This is a genomic window from Paenibacillus sp. L3-i20 (assembly GCF_022180385.2).
In the GTDB taxonomy this organism is placed as follows: Bacteria; Bacillota; Bacilli; order Paenibacillales; family Paenibacillaceae; genus Pristimantibacillus.
The window spans coordinates 859,847-881,480 of sequence record NZ_BQME02000001.1; the positions used below are offsets into that span (position 1 = coordinate 859,847).

19 protein-coding genes, 1 pseudogene, 3 riboswitches and 1 other annotated feature are annotated in these 21,634 nt (G+C 43.6%); of the genes and pseudogenes, 3 read left to right on the forward strand and 17 right to left on the reverse strand.

Going from position 1 to position 21,634, the window contains the following annotated elements; translation table 11 throughout:
• Positions 1-210 precede the first annotated feature (210 nt).
• The 7 genes from MFF31_RS04280 to MFF31_RS04305 all read right to left on the reverse strand — a co-directional run bounded on the left by MFF31_RS04280 (position 211) and on the right by MFF31_RS04305 (position 7,577).
• On the reverse strand, positions 211-2,538 hold the full coding sequence (locus MFF31_RS04280) for a universal stress protein (protein ID WP_238186874.1): 2,328 nt from the start codon (positions 2,536-2,538) through the stop codon (positions 211-213).
• 70 nt (positions 2,539-2,608) lie between these two features.
• Positions 2,609-3,193, reverse strand: coding sequence for a potassium-transporting ATPase subunit KdpC (gene kdpC / locus MFF31_RS04285; RefSeq protein WP_238186875.1), 585 nt, complete (start codon positions 3,191-3,193; stop codon positions 2,609-2,611).
• 32 nt (positions 3,194-3,225) lie between these two features.
• Positions 3,226-5,256 (reverse strand): potassium-transporting ATPase subunit KdpB, encoded by a 2,031-nt coding sequence (gene kdpB / locus MFF31_RS04290; RefSeq protein ID WP_238186876.1) that lies wholly within the window; start codon positions 5,254-5,256, stop codon positions 3,226-3,228.
• 22 nt (positions 5,257-5,278) lie between these two features.
• Positions 5,279-6,940 (reverse strand): potassium-transporting ATPase subunit KdpA, encoded by a 1,662-nt coding sequence (gene kdpA, locus MFF31_RS04295; RefSeq protein ID WP_375541298.1) that lies wholly within the window; start codon positions 6,938-6,940, stop codon positions 5,279-5,281.
• Between the two features lie 33 nt (positions 6,941-6,973).
• Positions 6,974-7,051: a potassium-transporting ATPase subunit F gene (locus tag MFF31_RS25365; protein WP_375541299.1), complete on the reverse strand. Its 78-nt coding sequence runs from the start codon at positions 7,049-7,051 to the stop codon at positions 6,974-6,976.
• Positions 7,048-7,158 carry a hypothetical protein gene (locus MFF31_RS04300; RefSeq protein WP_238186877.1) on the reverse strand — a complete coding sequence of 37 codons (111 nt, stop codon included), beginning with the start codon at positions 7,156-7,158 and terminating at the stop codon, positions 7,048-7,050. The genes MFF31_RS25365 and MFF31_RS04300 overlap by 4 nt, the downstream gene beginning before the upstream one ends.
• The gene (locus MFF31_RS04305) at positions 7,152-7,577 is read right to left on the reverse strand and encodes a hypothetical protein (protein WP_238186878.1); all 426 of its coding nucleotides are present in this window, start codon (positions 7,575-7,577) and stop codon (positions 7,152-7,154) included. The genes MFF31_RS04300 and MFF31_RS04305 overlap by 7 nt, the downstream gene beginning before the upstream one ends.
• A 126-nt stretch (positions 7,578-7,703) precedes the next feature.
• A riboswitch (cyclic di-AMP (ydaO/yuaA leader) is annotated at positions 7,704-7,874 on the reverse strand.
• 80 nt (positions 7,875-7,954) lie between these two features.
• A riboswitch (cyclic di-AMP (ydaO/yuaA leader) is annotated at positions 7,955-8,153 on the reverse strand.
• Positions 8,154-8,429: 276 nt separating this feature from the next.
• Positions 8,430-8,587: riboswitch (cyclic di-AMP (ydaO/yuaA leader) on the forward strand.
• 70 nt (positions 8,588-8,657) lie between these two features.
• On the opposite strand from MFF31_RS04305, the gene MFF31_RS04310 reads away from it, so the two are divergent.
• Positions 8,658-9,308, forward strand: a complete 651-nt coding sequence (locus tag MFF31_RS04310; protein WP_238186879.1) for a universal stress protein — start codon at positions 8,658-8,660, stop codon at positions 9,306-9,308.
• A 67-nt stretch (positions 9,309-9,375) separates the two neighbouring features.
• On the opposite strand, the gene modB is transcribed toward MFF31_RS04310, so the two are convergent.
• The 5 genes and pseudogenes from modB to MFF31_RS04335 all read right to left on the reverse strand — a co-directional run bounded on the left by modB (position 9,376) and on the right by MFF31_RS04335 (position 14,056).
• Positions 9,376-10,035 carry a molybdate ABC transporter permease subunit gene (gene modB / locus MFF31_RS04315; RefSeq protein ID WP_238186880.1) on the reverse strand — a complete coding sequence of 220 codons (660 nt, stop codon included), beginning with the start codon at positions 10,033-10,035 and terminating at the stop codon, positions 9,376-9,378.
• An 11-nt stretch (positions 10,036-10,046) separates the two neighbouring features.
• Positions 10,047-10,847 (reverse strand): molybdate ABC transporter substrate-binding protein, encoded by an 801-nt coding sequence (modA, locus tag MFF31_RS04320; RefSeq protein WP_238186881.1) that lies wholly within the window; start codon positions 10,845-10,847, stop codon positions 10,047-10,049.
• A 172-nt stretch (positions 10,848-11,019) separates the two neighbouring features.
• Positions 11,020-11,850: pseudogene (locus MFF31_RS04325) on the reverse strand (2-oxo acid dehydrogenase subunit E2); the annotation flags it as partial.
• 135 nt (positions 11,851-11,985) lie between these two features.
• Positions 11,986-13,515 (reverse strand): DHA2 family efflux MFS transporter permease subunit, encoded by a 1,530-nt coding sequence (locus MFF31_RS04330; protein ID WP_238186882.1) that lies wholly within the window; start codon positions 13,513-13,515, stop codon positions 11,986-11,988.
• Positions 13,493-14,056 (reverse strand): PadR family transcriptional regulator, encoded by a 564-nt coding sequence (locus MFF31_RS04335; protein WP_238186883.1) that lies wholly within the window; start codon positions 14,054-14,056, stop codon positions 13,493-13,495. Before MFF31_RS04335 ends, MFF31_RS04330 begins: the two co-directional genes overlap by 23 nt.
• A gap of 234 nt (positions 14,057-14,290) precedes the next feature.
• Here MFF31_RS04335 and MFF31_RS04340 point away from each other — a divergent pair, with 234 nt between their 5' ends.
• Positions 14,291-15,337, forward strand: a complete 1,047-nt coding sequence (locus MFF31_RS04340; protein ID WP_238186884.1) for a substrate-binding domain-containing protein — start codon at positions 14,291-14,293, stop codon at positions 15,335-15,337.
• 123 nt (positions 15,338-15,460) lie between these two features.
• Here the strand turns inward: MFF31_RS04340 and MFF31_RS04345 are convergent, their stop codons facing one another.
• Both MFF31_RS04345 and MFF31_RS04350 read right to left on the reverse strand, forming a co-directional pair.
• Positions 15,461-15,898 (reverse strand): MarR family winged helix-turn-helix transcriptional regulator, encoded by a 438-nt coding sequence (locus MFF31_RS04345; RefSeq protein WP_238186885.1) that lies wholly within the window; start codon positions 15,896-15,898, stop codon positions 15,461-15,463.
• A gap of 205 nt (positions 15,899-16,103) precedes the next feature.
• On the reverse strand, positions 16,104-17,150 hold the full coding sequence (locus MFF31_RS04350) for an NADH:flavin oxidoreductase/NADH oxidase (protein WP_238186886.1): 1,047 nt from the start codon (positions 17,148-17,150) through the stop codon (positions 16,104-16,106).
• Between the two features lie 279 nt (positions 17,151-17,429).
• Here MFF31_RS04350 and MFF31_RS04355 point away from each other — a divergent pair, with 279 nt between their 5' ends.
• The gene (locus MFF31_RS04355) at positions 17,430-17,978 is read left to right on the forward strand and encodes a superoxide dismutase family protein (protein WP_238186887.1); all 549 of its coding nucleotides are present in this window, start codon (positions 17,430-17,432) and stop codon (positions 17,976-17,978) included.
• Positions 17,979-18,036: 58 nt separating this feature from the next.
• On the opposite strand, the gene MFF31_RS04360 is transcribed toward MFF31_RS04355, so the two are convergent.
• The 3 genes from MFF31_RS04360 to MFF31_RS04370 all read right to left on the reverse strand — a co-directional run bounded on the left by MFF31_RS04360 (position 18,037) and on the right by MFF31_RS04370 (position 21,561).
• The gene (locus tag MFF31_RS04360; RefSeq protein ID WP_238186888.1) at positions 18,037-18,186 is read right to left on the reverse strand and encodes a hypothetical protein; all 150 of its coding nucleotides are present in this window, start codon (positions 18,184-18,186) and stop codon (positions 18,037-18,039) included.
• A 193-nt stretch (positions 18,187-18,379) separates the two neighbouring features.
• On the reverse strand, positions 18,380-19,612 hold the full coding sequence (locus MFF31_RS04365; RefSeq protein ID WP_238188488.1) for an MFS transporter: 1,233 nt from the start codon (positions 19,610-19,612) through the stop codon (positions 18,380-18,382).
• 67 nt (positions 19,613-19,679) lie between these two features.
• Positions 19,680-19,975 (reverse strand) — a binding site (T-box leader).
• A 95-nt stretch (positions 19,976-20,070) separates the two neighbouring features.
• Positions 20,071-21,561, reverse strand: coding sequence for an amidase family protein (locus MFF31_RS04370; protein WP_238186889.1), 1,491 nt, complete (start codon positions 21,559-21,561; stop codon positions 20,071-20,073).
• Between the last annotated feature and the right edge of the window lie 73 nt (positions 21,562-21,634).

Consider the following 21,634-nt stretch of genomic DNA (forward strand, 5'->3'; position numbering starts at 1 on the left):
TCGAAACGATATGCCGCTATAGTACCACATTTTGGGTAACATATTCCAAATAACTATTTTGGCGTATCATAAACGAACCCTATCGACTTCCCTCCTGCAACTTCTATTTCACCTGTTGAAAGATAGTAACTACCGCCAAAAACTTGACGAAGCTACTCACAATCAGACTCGATGGATGCTTAACTTGAATATTAATCTTCTGAAGATTTACTACTTCACTACATGCCTTTTCTGCGCCACAACCAGCACATCCATCGCTCTTGCTTCATTTACAACTACATTCATTGTCGACCCGCTGAGCCATCGTTTCCACCATGGTTGCTTCGTTTGTCCGAGCACAAGTTGAGAACAACCTAACCTATTGGCAATATCGACAATCTCTCGTCCAATCTCGTACCGCATCCCTGCTTCATGCATCACAAATACACCGCCAAGCCGCTCCGTTAATGCTTGAATAGCTTCTACTCTTAACTGGTCAATTTCACATTCTTCCTTCCCATAAGGTTGGATATAGACCGTATGCCAAGTTGCCTTCAATCGGTGTGCAATGCGGAAGCCACGCCTGATTAAACGTTCTGCATGGTCGCTAAGCGATACGAAAACACAGATGGATTCCTTCCGTCTCCATGGTCCACGAAGGGAGCTCGTTCTTTCCCACGCCTCAAGTCGTTCATCAACATCATCTGCAATTTCCCGAAGGGCCAGCTCTCTTAGTGCAATCAAGTTGCCCACTTTAAAAAAATGATTCAGTGATTGTTCTACCTTGTCGAGCGCATACACTTTACCATCCCGCAGCCGCTGCCTAAGCGCAGTTGGGGCAACATCGATCAGCTCAACTTCATCTGCATATCGCAATATACTATCTGGAACTGTCTCTCTGACCCTTACACCCGTAACTCCCTCTACAGCATCATTCAAACTTTCTAAATGTTGAACATTCATAGTAGAAATAACGGAAATGCCGGCTTGAAGAATTTCAAGCACATCCTCATATCGTTTCTTGTTAATGGAGCTAGGCACATTTGTATGAGCAAGCTCGTCAACAAGTACTACCTCTGGATGTAGACGTATAATTTCATCCCTATCCATCTCTTGAAGCGTTGCCCCTCTGTAATCGATGACTTTAAGCGGCACTTTGCTAAGTGCTCCAACCTGCTCTAGTGTTTCTTTTCGTCCATGTGTCTCAAGCAAACCAATGATGACGTTAACACCTTCTTGTAGCAAAGAATTGCCTTCACGCAGCATCGCATAGGTTTTGCCTACACCTGGTGCAGCACCTATAAATACTTTGAACTTACCTCTTCTAATGGATTGTGTCTTCTCCTCGATCTGCGCAGCACTTAATCTGCGATAATGTCCGGTACGATCTTCTGCATCAGCAGTTTTGGCAGGGAGAATACGCTCGCCATCGAGCTCCGCTCGATCCGCTACAATAAAGAGATCCACCTCTCTCATCTTCCAGAGAAGCCCATGAATAACGGATCCCCGAATCAAATCTTGCCACGTTGTTTGCTTCGAGTGGCCTAATACGATTCGAGTCGCTTGCACTTCTCGGGCGTGCTTAAGCAGCTGCTCCGGCAGTTTCCTACGAGAGCGAAAGGGAAGTTCGCTGAACGCAGCATCGATCTTCTTACAGAGCTTCTTCATTGAATGACGGAATGCTTCGGATTCGGTTGATAACTTGATCCCCGGCTTAACGAAAGCAACAACCGACAACTCACCATTCAACCGCTTCGCAATTTGTTGTCCTCTGCGCACGTAGATTGAACCATTCCAATGATATTGCGTGGAAACTAATATACGCTCTGTTACTCCTGACGGTCCCTCTAGTCCCTCTTCCTCTCGATGTCTCTCAAGCGAATCGTTTACTCCCTCTGCCATTAAACGAAGGGCTAACTCACGAAGGACAGCAAGATTTCCTCTCCGGAAAAGTGTCTTATTCATTACCTCTCCCAAGCTTCCATCCGACATCCGCTTCAGCATCGTCTCCGGCGATACATCGATCAAGCGCACCTCATCCGCCTGCTCCAAAATATCATCGGGTACCGTCTCTGCCGCCTCAAGACCTATCCGCTTTTTGGCTAGCTCGCGTACACCTTCAAGGTCATACACGTTGACCGTAACCATGACGCTAATACCAAGTGATTGCAAATAGCGAATATCTTCGAGACGAGTCGCCCGGGGTGCTCCGTGTCTGTTCCGATGAGCCAAACCATCTGTCAGCACCACTTCTGGATTACGTTCTACAATGGCTTCGATATTGAGATCCTTTTTCTCTACGCTATTGCAATCCCACTTCATACTATCAATACGCTCTAGTCCCTCTAACTGCTGTACGGTATCCGGTCTGCGCAGGGTTGATACTGCACAATATACAACATCAACACCGCTTTTCTTAAGCGTATGCCCTTCGCGGAGCATATGATACGTTTTTCCCGATCCGCTAACCGACCCAATATAAATATTGAGCCGTCCACGATGAAGATCGTGAATGGATCGGAGCAGCTCCTCCGGTGTCTTCCGTCGATATTCGTTCATCCCGTTTTCCCCTTCCCATAGCAACGCCCCGACGCTCCGTATAGGCTATCGTCAGGGCTACTTTCTTCTATTATGAAGTTAAAGCTTGCAGATCTTTATTGAGCAACAACACATTTACCGTCTTTTCTCCGAACAACCCAAGCAAGCGCCCTTCTGTATGTTTATTTACAAGGGTCTCCACTTCTTCTTCGGACATCCCATTGCTCTCGCTTACTCTTGGAATTTGCGCCAATGCTGCTTCCACACTAATATGAGGGTCCAGGCCCGAACCCGAGTTAGTAATAAGATCAATTGGAAGCTGATCAACAGGAACGTTTGGATTGTTCACTTTCCACGCCTCGATAGATTCCTTCGTACGTGCTAATAAATCTGGATTGGAAGGTGCATAGTTTGGTGTTCCAGAGCCATCAGCAGCATAATCAATACTGGACACACGTCCGTGGAACAGCTTCGGATCAGAAAAGGATTGACCGATCATCTTCGAACCAATCACTCCGCCTGCCTCGTTATAAACCAAACTTCCGTCCGCCTTATCCGGCATTATTACTTGCGCAATTCCTGTAACGGCTAAATTGTATATCACTCCGCAGAGTACCATTAGTACAAGGCTAGTTCGGATAATAATTGAAAACATATTCCCGCTCGCTTTCTCCATAGTCTAGCTTCCTCTCTTATCAGTCGTCATCATTACACCCATAGATGTACAATCATGTCGATTGCTTTTATTCCTACAAAAGGTACAACAACACCACCAAAGCCATATATAAAGAGATTACGACTAAGCAAACGGGATGATGACATCGGCTTGTAAGATACACCCCTCATAGCAAGTGGGATAAGCAACGGAATAATAACAGCATTAAATATTAATGCAGATAAAATTGCAGATTCAGGTGAACCCAGCTTCATAATATTTAGCCCGTTCATTTCTGGAATAGCGAGCATAAACATTGCAGGAATGATTGCGAAATATTTAGCAATATCATTTGCTATACTAAACGTCGTTAGTGCGCCTCTCGTCATAAGAAGCTGCTTGCCTATCGAAACAACCTCAATAATTTTAGAAGGATCGGAGTCCAAATCTACCATATTGGCTGCTTCCTTTGCCGCAGTTGTACCGCTATTCATCGCAATTCCTACATCAGCTTGCGCAAGTGCCGGGGCATCATTCGTGCCGTCCCCTGTCATCGCAACGAGCTTCCCTTGAGCTTGCTCCTTCCGAATTACAGCGATCTTATCCTCTGGAGTGCTCTCAGCAATAAACTCATCTACTCCCGCTTCTCTAGCAATAGTTGCAGCAGTTAGTGGATTATCGCCTGTACACATCACGGTCTTAATACCCATCTCACGCATCTGCTGGAATCTTTCACGCATACCTGGCTTCACTGTATCTTTCAAATAAATGATGCCGTACACGAGTCCGTCAACAGCAACTGCTAGCGGAGTGCCGCCTTGCATGGCAACTGCATCTCCGTGCGTCTTCAAGCTAGCTGGAACTTTGCCGCCTTGAGTTTCCACCCATTGACGAATTGCATCCACCGCACCTTTACGAACTTTACGGCCATCCTTCAAATCCAATCCGCTCATTCGCGTCTCTGCTTTGAAATCAACGATTTCCGCATCTTCCGTAATTTGCGCATCCCATTCCACGCTGAACTTCTTATTCAGTTCCATAACAGATCGACCTTCTGGCGTTTCATCCTTTGATGAGCTAATGCCAGCCCAACGAGCAAGCTCTTTCTTTTCCACGCCTTCTACCGGTATAAACTCGCTAGCCATCCGGTTGCCGAACGTAATCGTTCCTGTTTTGTCCAAAATAATCGTATTAATGTCGCCAGCAGCTTCGACTGCTTTACCCGACATCGCAAGTACATTAAACTGCGTTACACGGTCCATACCTGCTATACCAATAGCAGACAATAACCCGCCGATCGTTGTCGGGATTAAGCAGACTAAGAGTGCAATCAGCACAGGAACTTCAAGTGAAATATTTAAATATTTGCCGAAGAACGGGAGAGTTACAACGACGATTAAGAAAATTAATGTCAAGCTGATTAGAACCGTAGTCAAGGCGATTTCGTTTGGCGTTTTGCCACGCTTCGCCCCTTCAACTAATGAGATCATCCGATCCAAAAACGAGTCGCCAGGATCGCTTGTTATACGCACTTTAATCTGGTCACTTACAACGCGAGTTCCTCCGGTAACGGAGTTGAAGTCACCGCCCGCTTCTTTAATGACAGGTGCGGATTCACCCGTAATCGCAGATTCATCTACAGATGCCAAACCTTCAATAACTTCTCCGTCGCCAGGGATAAGCTCCCCTTGCTGCACAAAGACAACGTCGCCTTTGCGAAGGGTGTGAGAAGGTACTGTTTCAACGCGGTTGTTAACAACCTTGCGAGCTGACATTTCTTTCTTCGCACTTTTTAACGAGTCAGCTTGCGCCTTGCCTCGCCCTTCTGCAAGCGCCTCAGCAAAGTTTGCAAATAAAATCGTCAAGAGCAGAATGAGTGCAACGGCTACATTAAACCATGGCTTAACGAGCGACTCGCCGAATATGTCAGGTACAAAAATAAGCAAAACCGTTATTAGAAAACCAATTTCTACAACGAACATAATTGGATTTTTTATCATAACGCGGGGATCAAGCTTCAGAAAGGCATCTTTTATCGCCTTGCTCGCAATCGCTCCCGTTATCGTCGATTGATGTTTACTCATAAATGAACGTTCCTCTCTTTCATTAAGGCTTCAAGGTTAGCTGCTCAGCAATTGGACCTAGTACAAGCGCTGGGAAGAAGGTTAATGCCCCAACGATCACAACAGTTCCGATGAACAGTGTAGCGAACAGCCCATTATCTGTTCGGAATGTACCGCTTGATTCTGGCACTGCCTTCTTAGCAAGCAATGAACCTGCTACAGCAAGCAGCGTTACTAGACCGAAGTAACGACCTAAGAACATTACAATTCCCGTCGAAATATTCCAGAATGGCGTATTGTCACCAAGTCCTTCGAAGCCTGATCCATTATTTGCAGCCGATGATGTATATTCGTAGATTACTTGTGTAATTCCATGGAAACCGCCATTAGATATCGTTTCTGGATACAGAGTGACTGCGATAGCAGTTGGCACCAAGATTAGAATCGGCTGTGCCAGTAGAGTGATTGCGATTAGTTTCATCTCTCTGCTCTCGATCTTCTTGCCAAGAAACTCTGGCGTCCGTCCAACCATTAGACCCGCAAGGAAGACGGCAATGATGGCATACATCAGCACGTTGATGAAGCCTGCACCAATTCCTCCATAAATCGTATTTAGCATCATGTTCGCTAAAGGCACAAGACCCCCAATTGGTGTTAATGTATCGTGCATCGTATTAACTCCGCCCGTCTCCGAAGCGGTCGTCACGACAGAATATAAGGACGATTGTGCAACTCCAAGCCTTACTTCTTTCCCCTCCATACTACCTTGTGAGGCGTCTACTCCTAGTGCATTCAAAACAGGATTTCCTGCATTTTCAGCGACCAAAGATACGGTTAACATAATGACAAACATAATGCCCATAGCAGCGAACAATACGTTTCCTTGCTTCTTATTGCCGATCATCTTACCGTAAGCAAACGGAAGTGATGTCGTTACTAACAGCATTAGCAGCATTTGAAGCATATTGGATAGTACTGTTGGATTTTCAAGTGGGTGAGCAGAGTTTACTCCATAGAAGCCGCCACCATTATTACCAAGCTCTTTAATCGCTAAGAAGGAACCTACCGGCCCGCGAGCAATCGATTGCTCGGCACCTTCTAATGTTGTTGCCGTTACAGTTGGTTCAAGTGTTTGCGGAACCCCTTGGGATACAAAAACTAGAGCCGTTACAAATGCAATCGGCATAAGCACACGAGTAATGGATCGTATCATATCGACGAAGAAGTTACCGAGCGGCTTACCTGCAAGAGCGCGAATAAAAGCGATAGCCGCTGCAAATGTTGTAGCCGGTGCGGTAAACATCAAAAATACGATAGCGATCATCTGTGCTAGATAAGATAGTCCGCTTTCACCGCTATAATGTTGTAGATTCGTATTCGTCATGAAACTGATTGCTGTATTAAAAGCGAGTGTCGGTTCCATTGCAGCAATATCACTAGGGTTCAGCGGTAAAAGATGCTGAAGTCTGAATATCGCATACACGATTAGTATCATAAAAGCGTTAATACATAGTATCGAAAGCACATATTGCTTCCAATTTTGATTGTTGTTCTTTATTCCACTAAGCCGCATTAACGGCTTTTCTATCCAGCCGAATACTCTATCCACCCCTGTTGGGGTATAATCAAACGCTTTTGCAATATATAAACCAACTGGCTTCGCCAGCAGAGCCGCGATCAACAACAAAACAGCTATCGAGACAATCCCTATCATGGTCAATTCCATTCCCTCGTTTCGTCAAAATTGTTCAGGGTTTACAAGTACATATAATAAATAAACTACTATTGCAGCTATAAGGGGGTACAAGAGCATCATTGTTCTTTTCCCCCATCACTTTTCGTTTCTTTTGCGGACCAAGCCGCAAGTCCCCACATCGAGAGAAATAATACGAACAACAATGCAATCATCGCAATGTCTAGCATCCCGCTTCCTCCTTCATCTTCTCTTCTTCTGCAACGACCAGCTCTGATGGATGATCTGTTGCGTGAAACAATCGATCTGCACCAAGATACCGATATAGTCCCGGTATGCCTCCATTTTGCATGACCACAATAATTCGACCAGTAACAAGCGGTCTAAATAATCGAAGATACCTGCAAGTGAGCGGGGTGGAGTCGTCAAACAAATAAACATCCTCTATCCAGCCCTGCTGTAGCGGGCAATCCGTTGCTTTTGTATCGAGTCGTACGAAATTATTAATACCGAAACCCTCCAGAACTCGCTTCTGCCGACCGCTGTTAACGACCGCAGCTACTGGAATTCCTTTGGACATTAGCAATCTCAAAAACTGGCGAGCAGTCTCGTTCGGTGCATAAACAAGCGTCATCCTTGTGTCGCTCATCTTAGCAACCTCCTTTGTATATAGAAGCAAATTGGCACAAAAAAAGAAGCCTGTAGAGGAGGGGTTCCTCACGGCTTCTTAGGCATAACGAAATAAGATTCGTGTTATGCATAATGAGCAGCAATTTGCCTCTCTCGAGTACGCTTACGAGGTTAGCTGTCGGATTCGGGCGTGAGAGTCGCCCTACCGGACCTAGCAAGGTCCGGATTCACCCCGGGACTTCTTATCATGTTAATTCATGATTGAAATCCGTTGGTTCCCCCGCTTTCTAATTCAGAAACTCAGCGTCTTGCATGTAAAACTCCGAATTTAGACAATAAAAAACCACAGAGGCGTATGTCGCCCTGCGGTCGTTATGTTACACGATCACAAGTCACATCCTCTCTCTATCAACGCTGACGAGGTTAGCTGTCGGATTCGGGCAGTGAGAGTCGCCCTACGCTTATTCGATCCGTCCATGGCAGGATCGCAAGCGATTCACCCCATGTCCCTTGTCCTTTCGGCTCTCACACCGTGCAGACAATTGACGCTTGGGTCCCCCGTATTCCCCTAAGGGAAATTTAGCGATTAAGAACGCAGTACATTTATTTCATTCGGTAACGTTAATTCATACTCGAATCTTACTCCTGATATTGGTAAAGTGCAAAGGTGATAAAGAACCTTCTTTGCTCCATTTTCCGTATATTGTAATCGAAATTAGCGTTTACAATGACTATTATCGAAAGAATACTCTTCTTTACTCTAGATTTCTCTATATATCACAAATAAAGATGTATCTGCCGCTACAGAGGACAAATTTAGGCTAAATTCAATATTTACATTAATATACTTAACGAGTAATATGATTAAAAAATAGCTTCATTGTCGAATTTCCGCTTTAGGAAATCGGGGGAACCAATCACCGAATAAGTACAAACTCATCGGTGCGGGGTGAATCTTGGAATCTTCCAAGTAGGGTACTCTCATACCCGAATCCGTCAGCTAACCTCGTAGACGCAATGAGAGAGAACCCCTCACAAACTGTGGTCGTTCTCTTCCATGGTTATTTGTTATGTTCTCAAACGAAAGGGGTTTTTACTAATGAGTGAACGATATCGACAGGAAAATGTATTGGTTTGTGTCCACTATGGACCTAATGGGGAAACGTTAATTCGTCGCGGAGCAAAAATTGCCGTGGCACTTCAAGCTACTCTTACCATCTTGACGATTAATCCACTCCGAGACGATGAGTACAACGAAACGAAACTGCAATACATGGCAGAATGGAAGCGGCTTGCGGCGGAGCTCCGAGCGGAATTTGTAACGGAAGAAAGCAAATCTAGACGAATTGCCGATACTATCGTATCTGTAGCCAAGCGTAGACAAATTACACATATCATTATGGGGCAATCCGCTCGTACTCGTTGGGAAGAGTTGACGAAGGGATCTATCAGCAATAATATATTGAAACAACTCGAGTTCATAGACTTGCATGTTGTGTCTGTGCAACGCGAAATGGCTCATATTCAGGACGAATATGAACCAGGGGTTAAAGCTTATTTAGCTCCTGCAGCACACGGCAAAGAACTAAGACTTGGCTCTGCTCCTAATAATGAAGAAGAAGGCCTGTTCTTCAAAGTGTACGGCACAGATTTCAATAATGGTGTCTTCAAACCATCTAAGCAGACTGAAAATCAGTATTATAAAATTTATGACGGTGAGGTCGAACCGAAGAATAGCACTAGCAAGTGACGAAGCTGTCAGTTGCTTATTCGTGCTGCTTGGATATCTCATTCACTATTCGATCAACAAGTCGAATCTAGCGTTTCAGCCGCCCTGTTAGCAGAAGCATGATGAAAGAAATAGCGATCATACCAACCGTCCACGCCCATGCCATCGGCATGTTTCCTGAATCAACTGCAACATAAATAGCGGTTGGAATCGTTTGCGTCTTGCCTGGAATATTCCCTGCAATCATAAGTGTCGCACCGAATTCGCCTAAGCCGCGAGCGAAGCCGAGAATATAAGCTGTAATAACTGCACGGTATACAATAGGCAAAGTGATTAGACGAAATACTTGCCACTCACTTGCTCCCGCAGAACGTGCTGATTCCTCTATCTCTCGTTCTACTGCGGCGAAGCCAACCCTCATCGTCTGATAGACGAGCGGAAATGCTACAACGACTGCAGCAATGACAGCTGCCCATGGCGAGAATAATACTGGAGCAGAGAATACCCATTCGGCGAACTTGCCGAGCAAGCTGCGCCTGCCTAGCGAAACAAGCAGCAAGAAGCCGACAACAGTAGGCGGCAGTACAAGCGGCAGCATAAACAACGTTTCTACCACGATCTTACCTTTAAAATGTTTCTTCGACATCCACCAAGCTGCCGCAATACCTGCGACAGCCGCTATTACGCTTGCCATTAAAGTTACTTGCAATGATAAGAAAATAGGTGGCCAAAGTTGTTGCCAATTCATACCCATAGTCGTTATTCGACAGCCGAAAAGCCGTATTTTACAAATACGTCCGTTGCTTCTTTGGTCTGTAGAAAGTTGTAGAAGTTCTCTGCTTCTTTAACGTGTTTAGTTGCCTTCACAATTCCGACTGGATAAAGTACTGGAGAATAGGCAGCTTTATCAACAGCAAATGCAATCTTAACTGCTTTAGATGCAAGAGCATCCGTCTTGTAGACGAATCCAGCTTCCACATTACCTGTCTCTACATATTGGAGTACTCCTCTAACATCCTTTGCTTGAACCGTTTTTGCCACTACTGTATCCCACAAGCTCGCACTAATAAGCGCTTCTTTTGCATAATTTCCAGCTGGTACACTTTCTGGTATTCCGATTGCGATCTTACCCACTTCTGCGGGCACCAGATCTTTCATCTCTGCGAGCTTTACCTGCGAATCCTTTGGCGCAACAACGACAAGCTCATTCGAAAGCAGGTTGCTCTGTTTGCTCTCCTCAACTAATCCTTTTTCAACGAGTGTTTTCATATTTTTCACTGCTGCTGATAGAAATAAGTCCGCAGGAGCACCTTGCTCAATCTGTTGTTGCAGTGCACCGGATGCACCATAGTTAAATACGAGATCTATTGTTTTATGCTCTTTTTCAAATGTAAGTTCAAGCTCATTCAGCGCGTCTGTTAGACTTGCTGCAGCCGAGATCGTAAGTTCCACCTTTTCTCCACTTGAAACGTCGGAGCCTTTTGAAGATCCGCAAGCGCTTAAAGTAAAAGCAACGACAGTAGCAGTTACTAATAGGACAGCTTTTTTGAAAAATGTCATTCTGAATTCTCCCTTATCGTTATGTTTAGTTATAAGTAGATATATGTAGTATAGAATAAATGAAATAATTTGTCCTGTTGTACGCAATTTTAAAAAAACAAAAAGCTGATCCCTATTGAGTACAGGAACCAGCTTATTTTGGTCTTGACCAGTTTGGCTACTTTTTCTAACTTTAATAAATTTCCGTTCCAACGTGATAAGCTTCAAGATCCTCTTTTACACGTTGTAAAAATGGACCTGCGATTTGACCTTCCATTATACGACTATCAATAGATAGACAAATGTTAGCAACAGAGCGAACAGCGATCATATCATCTACTACCTTCGGTTTTTTTACGATAGATTCAATCGTTAATAGAGCTGCTTGTGGGTAATTAATAGTTGGAAAGGAAAGTATCGAACCAAAAGCTCCCGTATTGTTAATCGTAAATGTTCCATTCTGCGTGTCGTTGAGCGTTAATTTCCCTGATCTTGCCTTTTGTGTTAATTGGTCGATTTCTAATGCGATTTCTGCTATTTTTTTTTGATCTGCAGTTTTAATGACCGGGGCTAGCACTGAGTCTTCGGTACCAATCAGTAATGAGATATTTATATCGTGCTTCACAATGATTTGATCTACAGCCCAAACAGAGTTAATAAGGGGGAATTCCTTGATCGCATTGACAACCGTTTTAATGAAAAAAGAAAGATATGTTAAATTAACACCTTCCTTTTGCCTAAAATCATTTTTTAATCTCGAACGAAGCGTAACCAAATTGGTAACATCAACTTCAGTTGTAAAGAGCATATGTGGGATCTCCCTTACACTCTGAAGAGTACGCATCGCAATTGTTCTACGGATTGGAGTAACCGTAATAAAGTTTTCTGGATTACTATTCGTTTTAACTTCCAGTTGCCTAATCGAATCGGGAGAGCTTTCTGACAAACTATTTCTATCCTTATCCATATTCGTATCTTGGTCTTCTATATTTCTTTCACCACCAAAATGCTTTTCCCCCGCCCCAAAACTCATTATCTCCCACCTTTCCTAATCTCAACTTTCAGAATGAATGACGTACGTAGCTAATATGTTGCAGAATGTGTTTTCAAATCATTCACTTAATAAACATGTTACTGAACAACATTAAAGTACAATTTGCTAAATGTGTGCAGCACCAGCGTTATTTGTTCTCTTTGATCTGGCCTCGCCCAATCGGCTTGAGCCTACAAACATCGCTGTAATGAAACCGATAATACCTACACAAATCGCTAATATAAATCCATGATTAATAGCTGTTGCTAATGCTTCTTGAAGGAATCCTCTAATTTGTGGAGAAATTTCACCGCCTGCTCGCATAAGCAGCTCAGGGTTCGCTAACGTACTGATTTTATCAGCAGGAATTCCTGCCTCAGCCGCACCTTCCGTAATCAATCGATTTAAATTTCCATTCACAATCGTTGCCATAATCGAAGCACCTAATATGCCTCCGATATTCCGCCAAAAGCTCACAACGGAAGAACTTATCCCCATATATTTAGGATCAACATTTGCCGCAACAGCGTTCTGAGCCATACTCATCAACGGTCCAATTGCACCTACACCGAGTAATATCATTAGTGCAATCATGTAGCCGTAGGAAGCATTCGAACTAACAACCGATAGAAGCGAAGCCACTATTATAGCCATGGCCATAGTAATAAGCATCAACGTACGGAAGGCAAATTTAGTTTGGAAAAAACCGAACAAAATAGCTCCTGCAACTATCGATGCCATCATCGGCGTCAGTACACCATTCGCATTGGAATAACCCAAAACCCCTACTGTAAAGCTTGGTAAATATGTAATGGCTGAGAACATAATGACTCCCTGACAGAGACAAAGTATGCAAATGCCCAGCACCATTCTATTTTTGAAAATAACTAGCGGCAGTACAGGTTCCGATGCACGCAGCTCGACCAAAATAAACAATGTGCCAACTATTGCAGCGATTGCGAATAGACTAAGCACCTGCCAAGATCCCCAACCTAACCCATTGCCGTGTTCGATCCCAAGCATCAAAGCAACTGTTGTAATGATAAGAAATACTGTTCCTAAATAATCAATTTTGGGCTTGCGATCGGAACGTGTTTCTTTAAGAGCAATCATCAAAATGATCATAGAGGCAATACCAATCGGCACATTAATGTAAAAAATCCATCTCCAGCCGAAATGCTCAGCTATGAAACTGCCGAGCTGCGGACCTGCTACGGAGGAAATCCCAAATATAGCGCCGAATACACCAGAGATTTTGGCTGCATCCTTTGGATCTTTAAATATCGTGTAAATAATTGTGAAGCTGATTGGAAATAGTGCCCCAGATCCAATACCTTGGATCACACGAAACCAAATAAGTTGATCTGCATTCTGCGCAATTCCGCATAGGGCAGAGCCCACAAGAAATGTTGTAATGCCTATCATGTAGAACAACTTCCTACCGAATAGATCAGACATTTTGCCGAACACTAACATCGTACTTGTTGCTGCCAACACATAAGCTGAAAATATCCAGCTTACTTTATCAAAAATGTGAAAATCCTCGCTCAAATAATTAATACTTGAAGCAATAATCGTATTATCTAGGGAAGACATTAACAATCCAAGTGCCATTGCCAAAACAATAAACTTGTTATTCGAACGTGCTTCCGTCATTCTGCTCCCTCTCTTCTTGTACTAGACGCTCCAGTCGAACAAGCCCCTCACGAATTGCCTCGAGCTTGGCACTATAACCTTTTATCCCTATTTCCATACAAATAATATGCGGAGGCTGCATGGTATCCTTATTAATGGAATACCTTTCACGTAGCGCATCTAATTTGAATTGAATGTGTTCCTCTGTCTGCTTAAGCCATCCGACTACTAAGTCATAGCTTACAAAATGGCCAAAATACAATCTCATCAAAAAATCCGATTTCGTGCCTTCATCTGCCTCCAAGGGGCTATTAAGGTAGTTATTAAAACGCTCCTTGCCATATTGCGTTATCGTAAAAATATTTTTGTTAGGCTTGCCGCTTTGAATGACAACTTCTTTCTTAATCAAATTTTCCTTTTCCATCCGATTAAGCACGGGATAAATGGTTCCGAAGCTCGAACTGTAGAAGAATGAAAATACGTCTTCAAAAAGCCCCTTTATTTCATAGCCTGTTAAAGAACGTTTCATGAGTATGCCAAGTATGACATCCTGGCTGTTCAATTGTGAGCCCCCCTAGTTTTACGAATATCGACATATTTCCAATTATTGTATTACGAATAATCATATATCAGACTGATATATGATGTCAATATTTGTTACTTATTAAATTTACTATGTTAATTTGTAATGGTTGTCATTTGTTTGATCGGTGCATGTCCAAATAGGGCTGTGCTACAATAATAGCGATAATAGCGATGCAGAGACTTCCAATTATGTGAATAGAGGCGATATTGAATGTCAGAAGAGGTTTCATATACGGCGGATGAACTAGCGAAGTTGCTGAAGATTTCCAAGCTCACCGTTTATGACTTGATCAAGAGAGGCGAGTTATCCTCCTATCGAGTAGGCAAGCAAATGCGGGTCGATGCCTCCGACTTAGAAGCCTACAAGCAAAAAAGTAAAGGTATGCAAGCACAAATACACAGTCAACGACAGCCATCTCAATTACCTCAGCAATTCGATGAGCCGGTTACGGATATAGCTGCATATGGAGCATCGGTTGCTTCCTTATATGAACAACCTGTTAAGAGTGAAGCAACTACGCACTTATCCAAACAACATACAGCAACGTCAATAAGTTCTATCGTCATTACAGGGCAAGATATAAGTTTGGATATTTTGGCACGGCATATGGAGAAGGATCTAAAAGGTATCCGCACACTGCGCTCGAACGCCGGAAGTCTGGACAGTCTAATTAGTATGTATCAGGGACACTCGGACATTGTCAGTACCCATCTATTAGACGGAGACAGCGGTGAATATAACATCCCGTATATTCGCAAGCTTCTCATTGGCACTTCATACCTTGTCGTTAATTTGTTAACTCGACCTGCCGGATTGTATGTGGCCAAGGGTAATCCATTCGGCCTTACAAACTGGACCGACCTTCGGCAAAAGGGACTGCGTCTTGTAAACCGGGAACGCGGCTCCGGTGCACGCGTCCTGCTTGATGAACAGCTTCGTATGCACAACATTAAAGCGGAGGAACTCGTTGGCTATACGCGGATCGAAAGCAACCACTTATCCGTCGCTGCCAAGGTAGCTTTTGGAGAAGCAGATGTTGGAATCGGTACAGCGCGTGCGGCTTCCATTGTGGGACAAGTTGATTTCATACCGCTTGTACAGGAACGGTACGACCTTGTTATGCTTAAGAAACCGGATAATCAAAAGTGGATCGAAGAACTACTGCAAATTATTCGTTCAAATCACTTCCAGCAGGAGCTGCGAGCTATTGCTGGCTATGATCTTTCTATGAGCGGACAAATATTATATGAAACCTAACAACTACTTACTAAGGTTAACTTCAATTCGATTATAAAAGCGGAGTGTTCACTCGGCTTTATCGCCCTGAACACTCCGCTTGTATTTTCATAGCCACTATAAGTAGCTATTCATATATCCTTGTTACTTCTCCAACCGTAGACGAACCAATTGTTGAATGATTTCGCTTGTACGCTCATTCGGCAGTGCCTCACTTAGGACAGTGCTAAATGTTGCGTGCGCTTGTTCTACCTTCGCTTGACCGATTGCCGTCAAAGACGTAAAGATGCTCCTGCGATCTGCTTCACATGTGTACCGCTCGAGCGCTCCACAGCCTTTTGCTTCGAATCGGCTAACGAGTCTCGACATTGCACTTTGACTGAGTCCAACCATTGATTCAAGTTGCTGAAGTCTCAATCTTTTCTCAGGCGTTTCATGTAAGAAATAAAGTAAATAATATTCCTTCAGCGATAGTCCATGCCGCTCTTGCAGCGCTTGTTCAAGCTCATTCGTAATCGATACATATAAATTCGTCAGCTCTAGCCAACTATCCGTTAACGTTGCCTTGTGTCCGTTCTCCATACAGTAATCCCCTCTCCCAGTCGCTGCAACACACTTGAACATGTTATTGGCAACATTCCATGGGATAAACATAATAGAGGTATTATACCATTTCACTATAAAATAAATAAACGGCGGAAGACAGTTTTAAGCTTATAGATAAATAAAGTTCCTCATTTGTTTTGAACGTTTGGCGAAAGCTACACCAAGATAACTTAGTTCCTTATTATTCTTTTGCTAATTTCGTAAAAGAAGCCCAATACTGCTTAGGAAAGTCACTCTTCTGCCCCAAAGTAAGAGCTGCTTCCAGCGCCCAATATGGATTTTGCAGCATTCCTCTTCCAACAGCAACAAGATCAGCATCTTCGTTGCCAATTAGCGAATTTGCAAGAACCGGATTATCCAGCCTGCCTACTGCAATGACTGGAACGTTCAGCTCCTGTTTGATTCCTCTAGCTAAAGGCACTTGGTAACCGGCATGAGAACCCGGCCCACCCATTGGAGAATTGACGGTACTGCCTTCTCCACCGGAACTGACATGGAACATATCGACTCCTGCTTCTTGATACTTTTTGGAGAAGGCTACACTCTCCTTCAAACCGTATCCGCCCTCAACATATTCCATAGCGGAGATTCTCATAATAAGCAGCATATCGTCAGGCATCTCGCTCTTAACTGCGCGTACAACTTCTGTTCCGAATAGAGTCAAATCTTTACCATATTGATCCGTTCTTTGATTAGTTAACGGTGAATGGAATTGATGAATTAAGTAACCGTGCGCGCCATGCAGCTCGATTGCATCAACACCAGCTTCAATTGCACGTCTTGCAGTTGCACGGAACTTCTCAACCATTCCTTGAACCTCAGTCGTATCAAGTGCTCTTGGTGTCTTGTATTTATCACTGAATGGGATGGCGGAAGGCGCTACTGGAACGTCAGCATCTTCAGCTTTGCGTCCGGCATGTGCAATTTGAATGGCTACCTTCGCTCCATGCTGATGGCAAGCGTCCACTATTTTCGCTAGGGCAGGAATTTGGTCGTCTGACCATAGTCCAAGATCGAAGTCTGTAATTCGACCATCCGGCTCTACATCCGTCATCTCGATGATGATTAGACCTGCTCCACCAACAGCACGACTTACATAATGAGTAAAGTGCCAATCATTAGCTATACCGTCCTTTTCCGTCACCGAATATTGACACATAGGCGGCATTACCACCCTGTTCTTCAACTCTAGACCTTTCCAAGCAAATGGCGTAAATAAATGGTTCATCTTTTCCTCTCCTTTAACCCCGTTAGTTTGAAAAATTTTTATTACATTGGAATATCTTTAATATGTACATTTATGATCGCACATTGAAATTGAATGCATGTGCATACATTTATATTAACGGAGCAGCTTTTGCATTGTCAATACATGATTAAGCAGAGCTTGTCTGCATGTTGTTTGGCAACCCCATGAATAGTTTCCATATTTTTGTACATGATAGAGGTGTTGCCGTCAGTCTGTTGCTTATGTTCAAACTAAATAACTCTACATATGGAGGAAAAAATGAAAAAAATCATTATGTTAGCGGTGTTGCTAGTAACCATGGTAACCATGAACCCTTCACTTAGTTACGCAGACTCAAATACCAGTGAAGAAAACGAAGAAGCAGGAATTCTAGTGCCAATTATCAATAGCAAAGGTAAGGAAATCGGCAGTGCCAAGCTTACCGAGCAAGGTGATAAAGTGATCCTTCATGTAGTAGCAAAAGAGCTTCCAACCGGCGTACACGGCATTCATTTCCACAATGTTGGCAAATGCGATACGCCAGACTTTAAAACTGCGGGAGACCATTACAATCCTCATCAAAAACAGCATGGGTTCAACAATCCAAAAGGATTCCATAGCGGGGATCTGCCTAATATAGAGGTTGGATCGGACGGTACAGTTGATACAAGTATTGAGAGCTCGAACGTAACACTCCAGCGGGGCAAACCCAACTCCTTGTTAAAAGAGGGTGGTGTAGCAATCATCATTCATGAGAAAGCCGATGATTATGTTACCGACCCATCAGGCAATTCAGGCGCACGCATCGCTTGTGCATTTATTAAGTAACTCCATAAATAATAAAGCCCGCCAAAGCCGATAATCGACGTTGGCGGGTGTTGTTTTTTTAAAATCCTGCACTAGTAATCGTCATAGATGACAGCGGACCACCATAAGAATACCTAACTTTGTTCGTGTCTTGCGACAATCCACTAAAGCTTATGTTAAAACTTTTTGTACCCGAGCCGCTGCCAAGCACTCGTGATCCTCTTGCCACATGCTGTTCTACACCGTTTAGGTTATCACTAGAATGGATAATTTCTTCGCTTTCAATACATCCATCCTTTCGATTCTGAGACTAATAGAAGGTGTCTCTAAGGTGAATGCTGGACTGCACTTTAATCGTTTGAATATTCAGATATTTAAATTGTGAATCTTGACCGTAATTTTGTACAGATTCATCACAGCTACTATGCTGATGGCATTTCAAAATATCGCTTTTTTGATGGAAGCAGTATAATTGTGCATAATAGAACACCAAGTAAAGCCATTACAACGATGCCCCCCAGCACTGCTGCCCCTATCGAAATCCATTCCGCAGCAACACCTAATATGATCGTAGCTATCATAACGAGTCCTGCTTCAATGAACCCATTCATACTGCCCACCCTGCCCATTAACTCAATGGGGATATGGTTTTGGTAGAAAGTAACGTAGCCCGCATTGGCAAACGCAATAAAAAAGGCGAGTACAAAAAATCCGACAGCAGCAACTGCAAAAGTTCCTGAGAATGCATAGATCAGATAGCCAATACAGACACCAATCGTACCAACCCCGATCATTATTGAATTGGCGACTCGTTTTACAATAATGACGTTCAGCGCTGCACCAACAATTATTCCTGCGCCTGCCACGCTCACCAAAATGCCATAGTCACTTTCTGAAAGCCCCAGCACTACCCTCGCAAACGCAGCTTCGAGTGAGTCAACCGCTGTTGCCATTACGACCATAACGATTCCGAATAATAAACAGACTGCAAGTACATAGTACGCTCGTCGATAAAACCCAATGACCACTCCCCAGTCTTGCTTCAGTAGCTTCCAAGACATTCGTTCAACTTCCGCTTCCATGAAAGCATCCTTCTCTAAGTTTGGCATAAGCAGCATGATAAAACCTGAAAATGCTAACGCAGCTGCGTTAATATAGATAGCAGTAGTAGGTGAACCAATTAAAAAAAGCAGCCCTGCAATTGCAGGTCCGATCATAAATGCACCCGAACCGATTAAGCTATTCACCGCATTAAACCGTTGTCTCCGTTCCGGTGGAATAAGCTTCGTAATATACGTACTTGAAGCAGGATAAAAGGCTGAATTACCCATATTTATGAGGAAAACCAGGACATAAATGTAGATTAACGAATCAAAAAGCGGTACGAGAAATATAAGTGCAGCTCTCGCAAAATCGAGGTAAACCATTAAGCTCCGTTTGTTCATTCGATCAATGAAACTGCCTGCCCAGCTATTCGTAAACATCGTAGCAAGCGGTCTAATAAGATACAAGATTGACACAGCAAGGGCTGATTCTGTCATATCCAGCACAATTAAGTTCAAAGCGATAAAATAAATCCACGCACCCATATTCGATATCCCTATACCGAATAACAAAATAGATGGGTATTTCCACGATTCCAGCACATTTTTCATTTTCATATGCATTTCGGCAGCTCCCTTCTGATGATAAACAAAAAAATCCCACCCCCAAGACCGTAGTCTTGGGGACGAGATTGTTCATCGCGGTGCCACCCCAGATTCGTTAATATGTCACCATATTAACCTCATTAAGTACGACATTAACAGGCTTTAAACACTATCGCCGGAATGTTATACTATCGCTCGATAACAGGAGCTACTGTCGGTTCATCTACTCTGGCTGCTAATCCTTAGCCGCCCGAGTTTCCGAAACGATGCTCAGAGACTTGCTTCAAAAGCGCGTTCCTACCCCTTCCCAGTTACCGGGGCTCCCTGTAAAAAACTAACGCAATTTACTCTTCTCTTCTGTGCATTTAAAAGTATTGTCGAGAATAATAGCACAGGAAATAATATCTGTAAACTAAAATTATCCATTATTATTTCAATCCGCCGATACTACTTCATAGATCCTCTTATTGCTCCACACCGATCATACCGTTTAGTTTCGGTGGACTGCGATGTTTTGTTGCCTGCTCATATCCGTAGGCTAACGCGATCAACGTTGGCTCGCTGAAAGCTTTTCCCGAGAATACAACTCCGAACGGCCCCTTTGTCGAATCCCCATCACTATCTACAATGCCTTTCTCCACATATCCAGCAGGTACAGTCACGAGTGGATATCCTAGCCTAGCTGCAACATACATTCCGTCCACATCTCCCGGCAACAGCAACGCATCTAATTTGAAACGATCTAGCGCATCGTCGATCCCTTTTGTGAGTGCTAGTTCATTATACTTTTTCCGCTTCTCAAGATAGGTCATTTCTGTCAGGTTATTGCTCTGCGCAAATTCTAAAGTGTCCTGCCCATATTTCAGTGCAACATCCGCATGCGCTTCGTTAAAAGCTATTAATTCCTCCAAGGAATGAACAGGAACGGAGGGATGCAGTCCTGACAAATACTGATTAAGTCCCTTTTTGAACTCATAACAAATGACATCATTATTCCACGGAAGATGTTCCACATGGAGGGAGACAGAATCAACTATCGTTACGCCAGCATCTTTGAGCGTCTGAATCGCATCCTCCATAATAGCGAGTCTCTCCGCATCAAGGTGTTTATAGTAATGTCGAGGTATACCGATTTTTGCCTTCGTTAAACTCTCTTCGTCCAGAAAGGATGTATAGTCATTGTAAAAGTGACCTTCACTTCTTGATGTAGCCGCATCCCATTCGTCAATACCAGTTAATGCTCCCAAAATAATGGCTGCATCCGTAACCGTCTTAGCGATTGGTCCCGGCGTATCTTGGCTAACCGAGATAGGAATAATGCCAGAGCGACTGACGAGTCCAACTGTCGGCTTAACGCCCACTAATGCGTGTTGGCTTGCTGGTCCGATAATAGATCCTGCTGTTTCTGTTCCGATCGCTGCCGCTGCCATATCTGCAGCAACCGCAGCAGCAGATCCTGAACTAGAGCCACTAACGAACAACTCATCTGGACCATAAGGATTTACTACGAGACCGCCTCTTGAACTATATCCAGCTGGCATCTGGGAATGCATAAAATTAGACCACTCGGTCATATTCGTTTTCCCAAGTAGTACTGCACCTGCTTTGCGAAGCTGAGCTGCAACGAATGAATCGTGCACCGCTATTGAATTTTCCAAAGCTATCGATCCCGCACTTGTATGCATACGGTCATGAGTATCAATATTGTCCTTTAGCAAAATAGGAATGCCATGCAACTTGCCCCGACTACCCTTATCTTCTCTTTCTATATCTAGATCTCTCGCTATTTGCATTGCTTCCGGATTCAGCTCAAGCACCGCATTAATCGTACCATTGTAGCTTTTAATCCGCTCTATATACGCCTGTACAAGCTGCTCCGACTTAACAGCTCCACTCTCCATCGCTGTTTGCATATGTGAAATATCTGCATCGACAATCCATAGATTCATATTCATCTGTCACTTCCACCCCACCAAAACAAATTATTCTTATATAGGATAAACCTACCATAAGCATCTTGTTCGATGA

Bases quoted from the DNA above. Each gene is read 5' to 3' on its own strand.
- kdpC (WP_238186875.1), bottom strand. From the start codon at position 3,193: ATGGAGAAAGCGAGCGGGAATATGTTTTCAATTATTATCCGAACTAGC.
- MFF31_RS25365 (WP_375541299.1), bottom strand. From the start codon at position 7,051: ATGATGCTCTTGTACCCCCTTATAGCTGCAATAGTAGTTTATTTATTA.
- modB (WP_238186880.1), bottom strand. From the start codon at position 10,035: ATGAATTGGCAACAACTTTGGCCACCTATTTTCTTATCATTGCAAGTA.
- MFF31_RS04280 (WP_238186874.1), bottom strand. From the start codon at position 2,538: ATGAACGAATATCGACGGAAGACACCGGAGGAGCTGCTCCGATCCATT.
- MFF31_RS04350 (WP_238186886.1), bottom strand. From the start codon at position 17,150: ATGAACCATTTATTTACGCCATTTGCTTGGAAAGGTCTAGAGTTGAAG.
- MFF31_RS04310 (WP_238186879.1), top strand. From the start codon at position 8,658: ATGAGTGAACGATATCGACAGGAAAATGTATTGGTTTGTGTCCACTAT.
- MFF31_RS04345 (WP_238186885.1), bottom strand. From the start codon at position 15,898: ATGGAGAACGGACACAAGGCAACGTTAACGGATAGTTGGCTAGAGCTG.
- modA (WP_238186881.1), bottom strand. From the start codon at position 10,847: ATGACATTTTTCAAAAAAGCTGTCCTATTAGTAACTGCTACTGTCGTT.
- MFF31_RS04340 (WP_238186884.1), top strand. From the start codon at position 14,291: ATGTCAGAAGAGGTTTCATATACGGCGGATGAACTAGCGAAGTTGCTG.
- MFF31_RS04300 (WP_238186877.1), bottom strand. From the start codon at position 7,158: ATGCTAGACATTGCGATGATTGCATTGTTGTTCGTATTATTTCTCTCG.
- MFF31_RS04305 (WP_238186878.1), bottom strand. From the start codon at position 7,577: ATGAGCGACACAAGGATGACGCTTGTTTATGCACCGAACGAGACTGCT.
- MFF31_RS04355 (WP_238186887.1), top strand. From the start codon at position 17,430: ATGAAAAAAATCATTATGTTAGCGGTGTTGCTAGTAACCATGGTAACC.
- MFF31_RS04370 (WP_238186889.1), bottom strand. From the start codon at position 21,561: ATGAATATGAATCTATGGATTGTCGATGCAGATATTTCACATATGCAA.
- kdpB (WP_238186876.1), bottom strand. From the start codon at position 5,256: ATGAGTAAACATCAATCGACGATAACGGGAGCGATTGCGAGCAAGGCG.
- MFF31_RS04330 (WP_238186882.1), bottom strand. From the start codon at position 13,515: ATGACGGAAGCACGTTCGAATAACAAGTTTATTGTTTTGGCAATGGCA.
- MFF31_RS04365 (WP_238188488.1), bottom strand. From the start codon at position 19,612: ATGAAAAATGTGCTGGAATCGTGGAAATACCCATCTATTTTGTTATTC.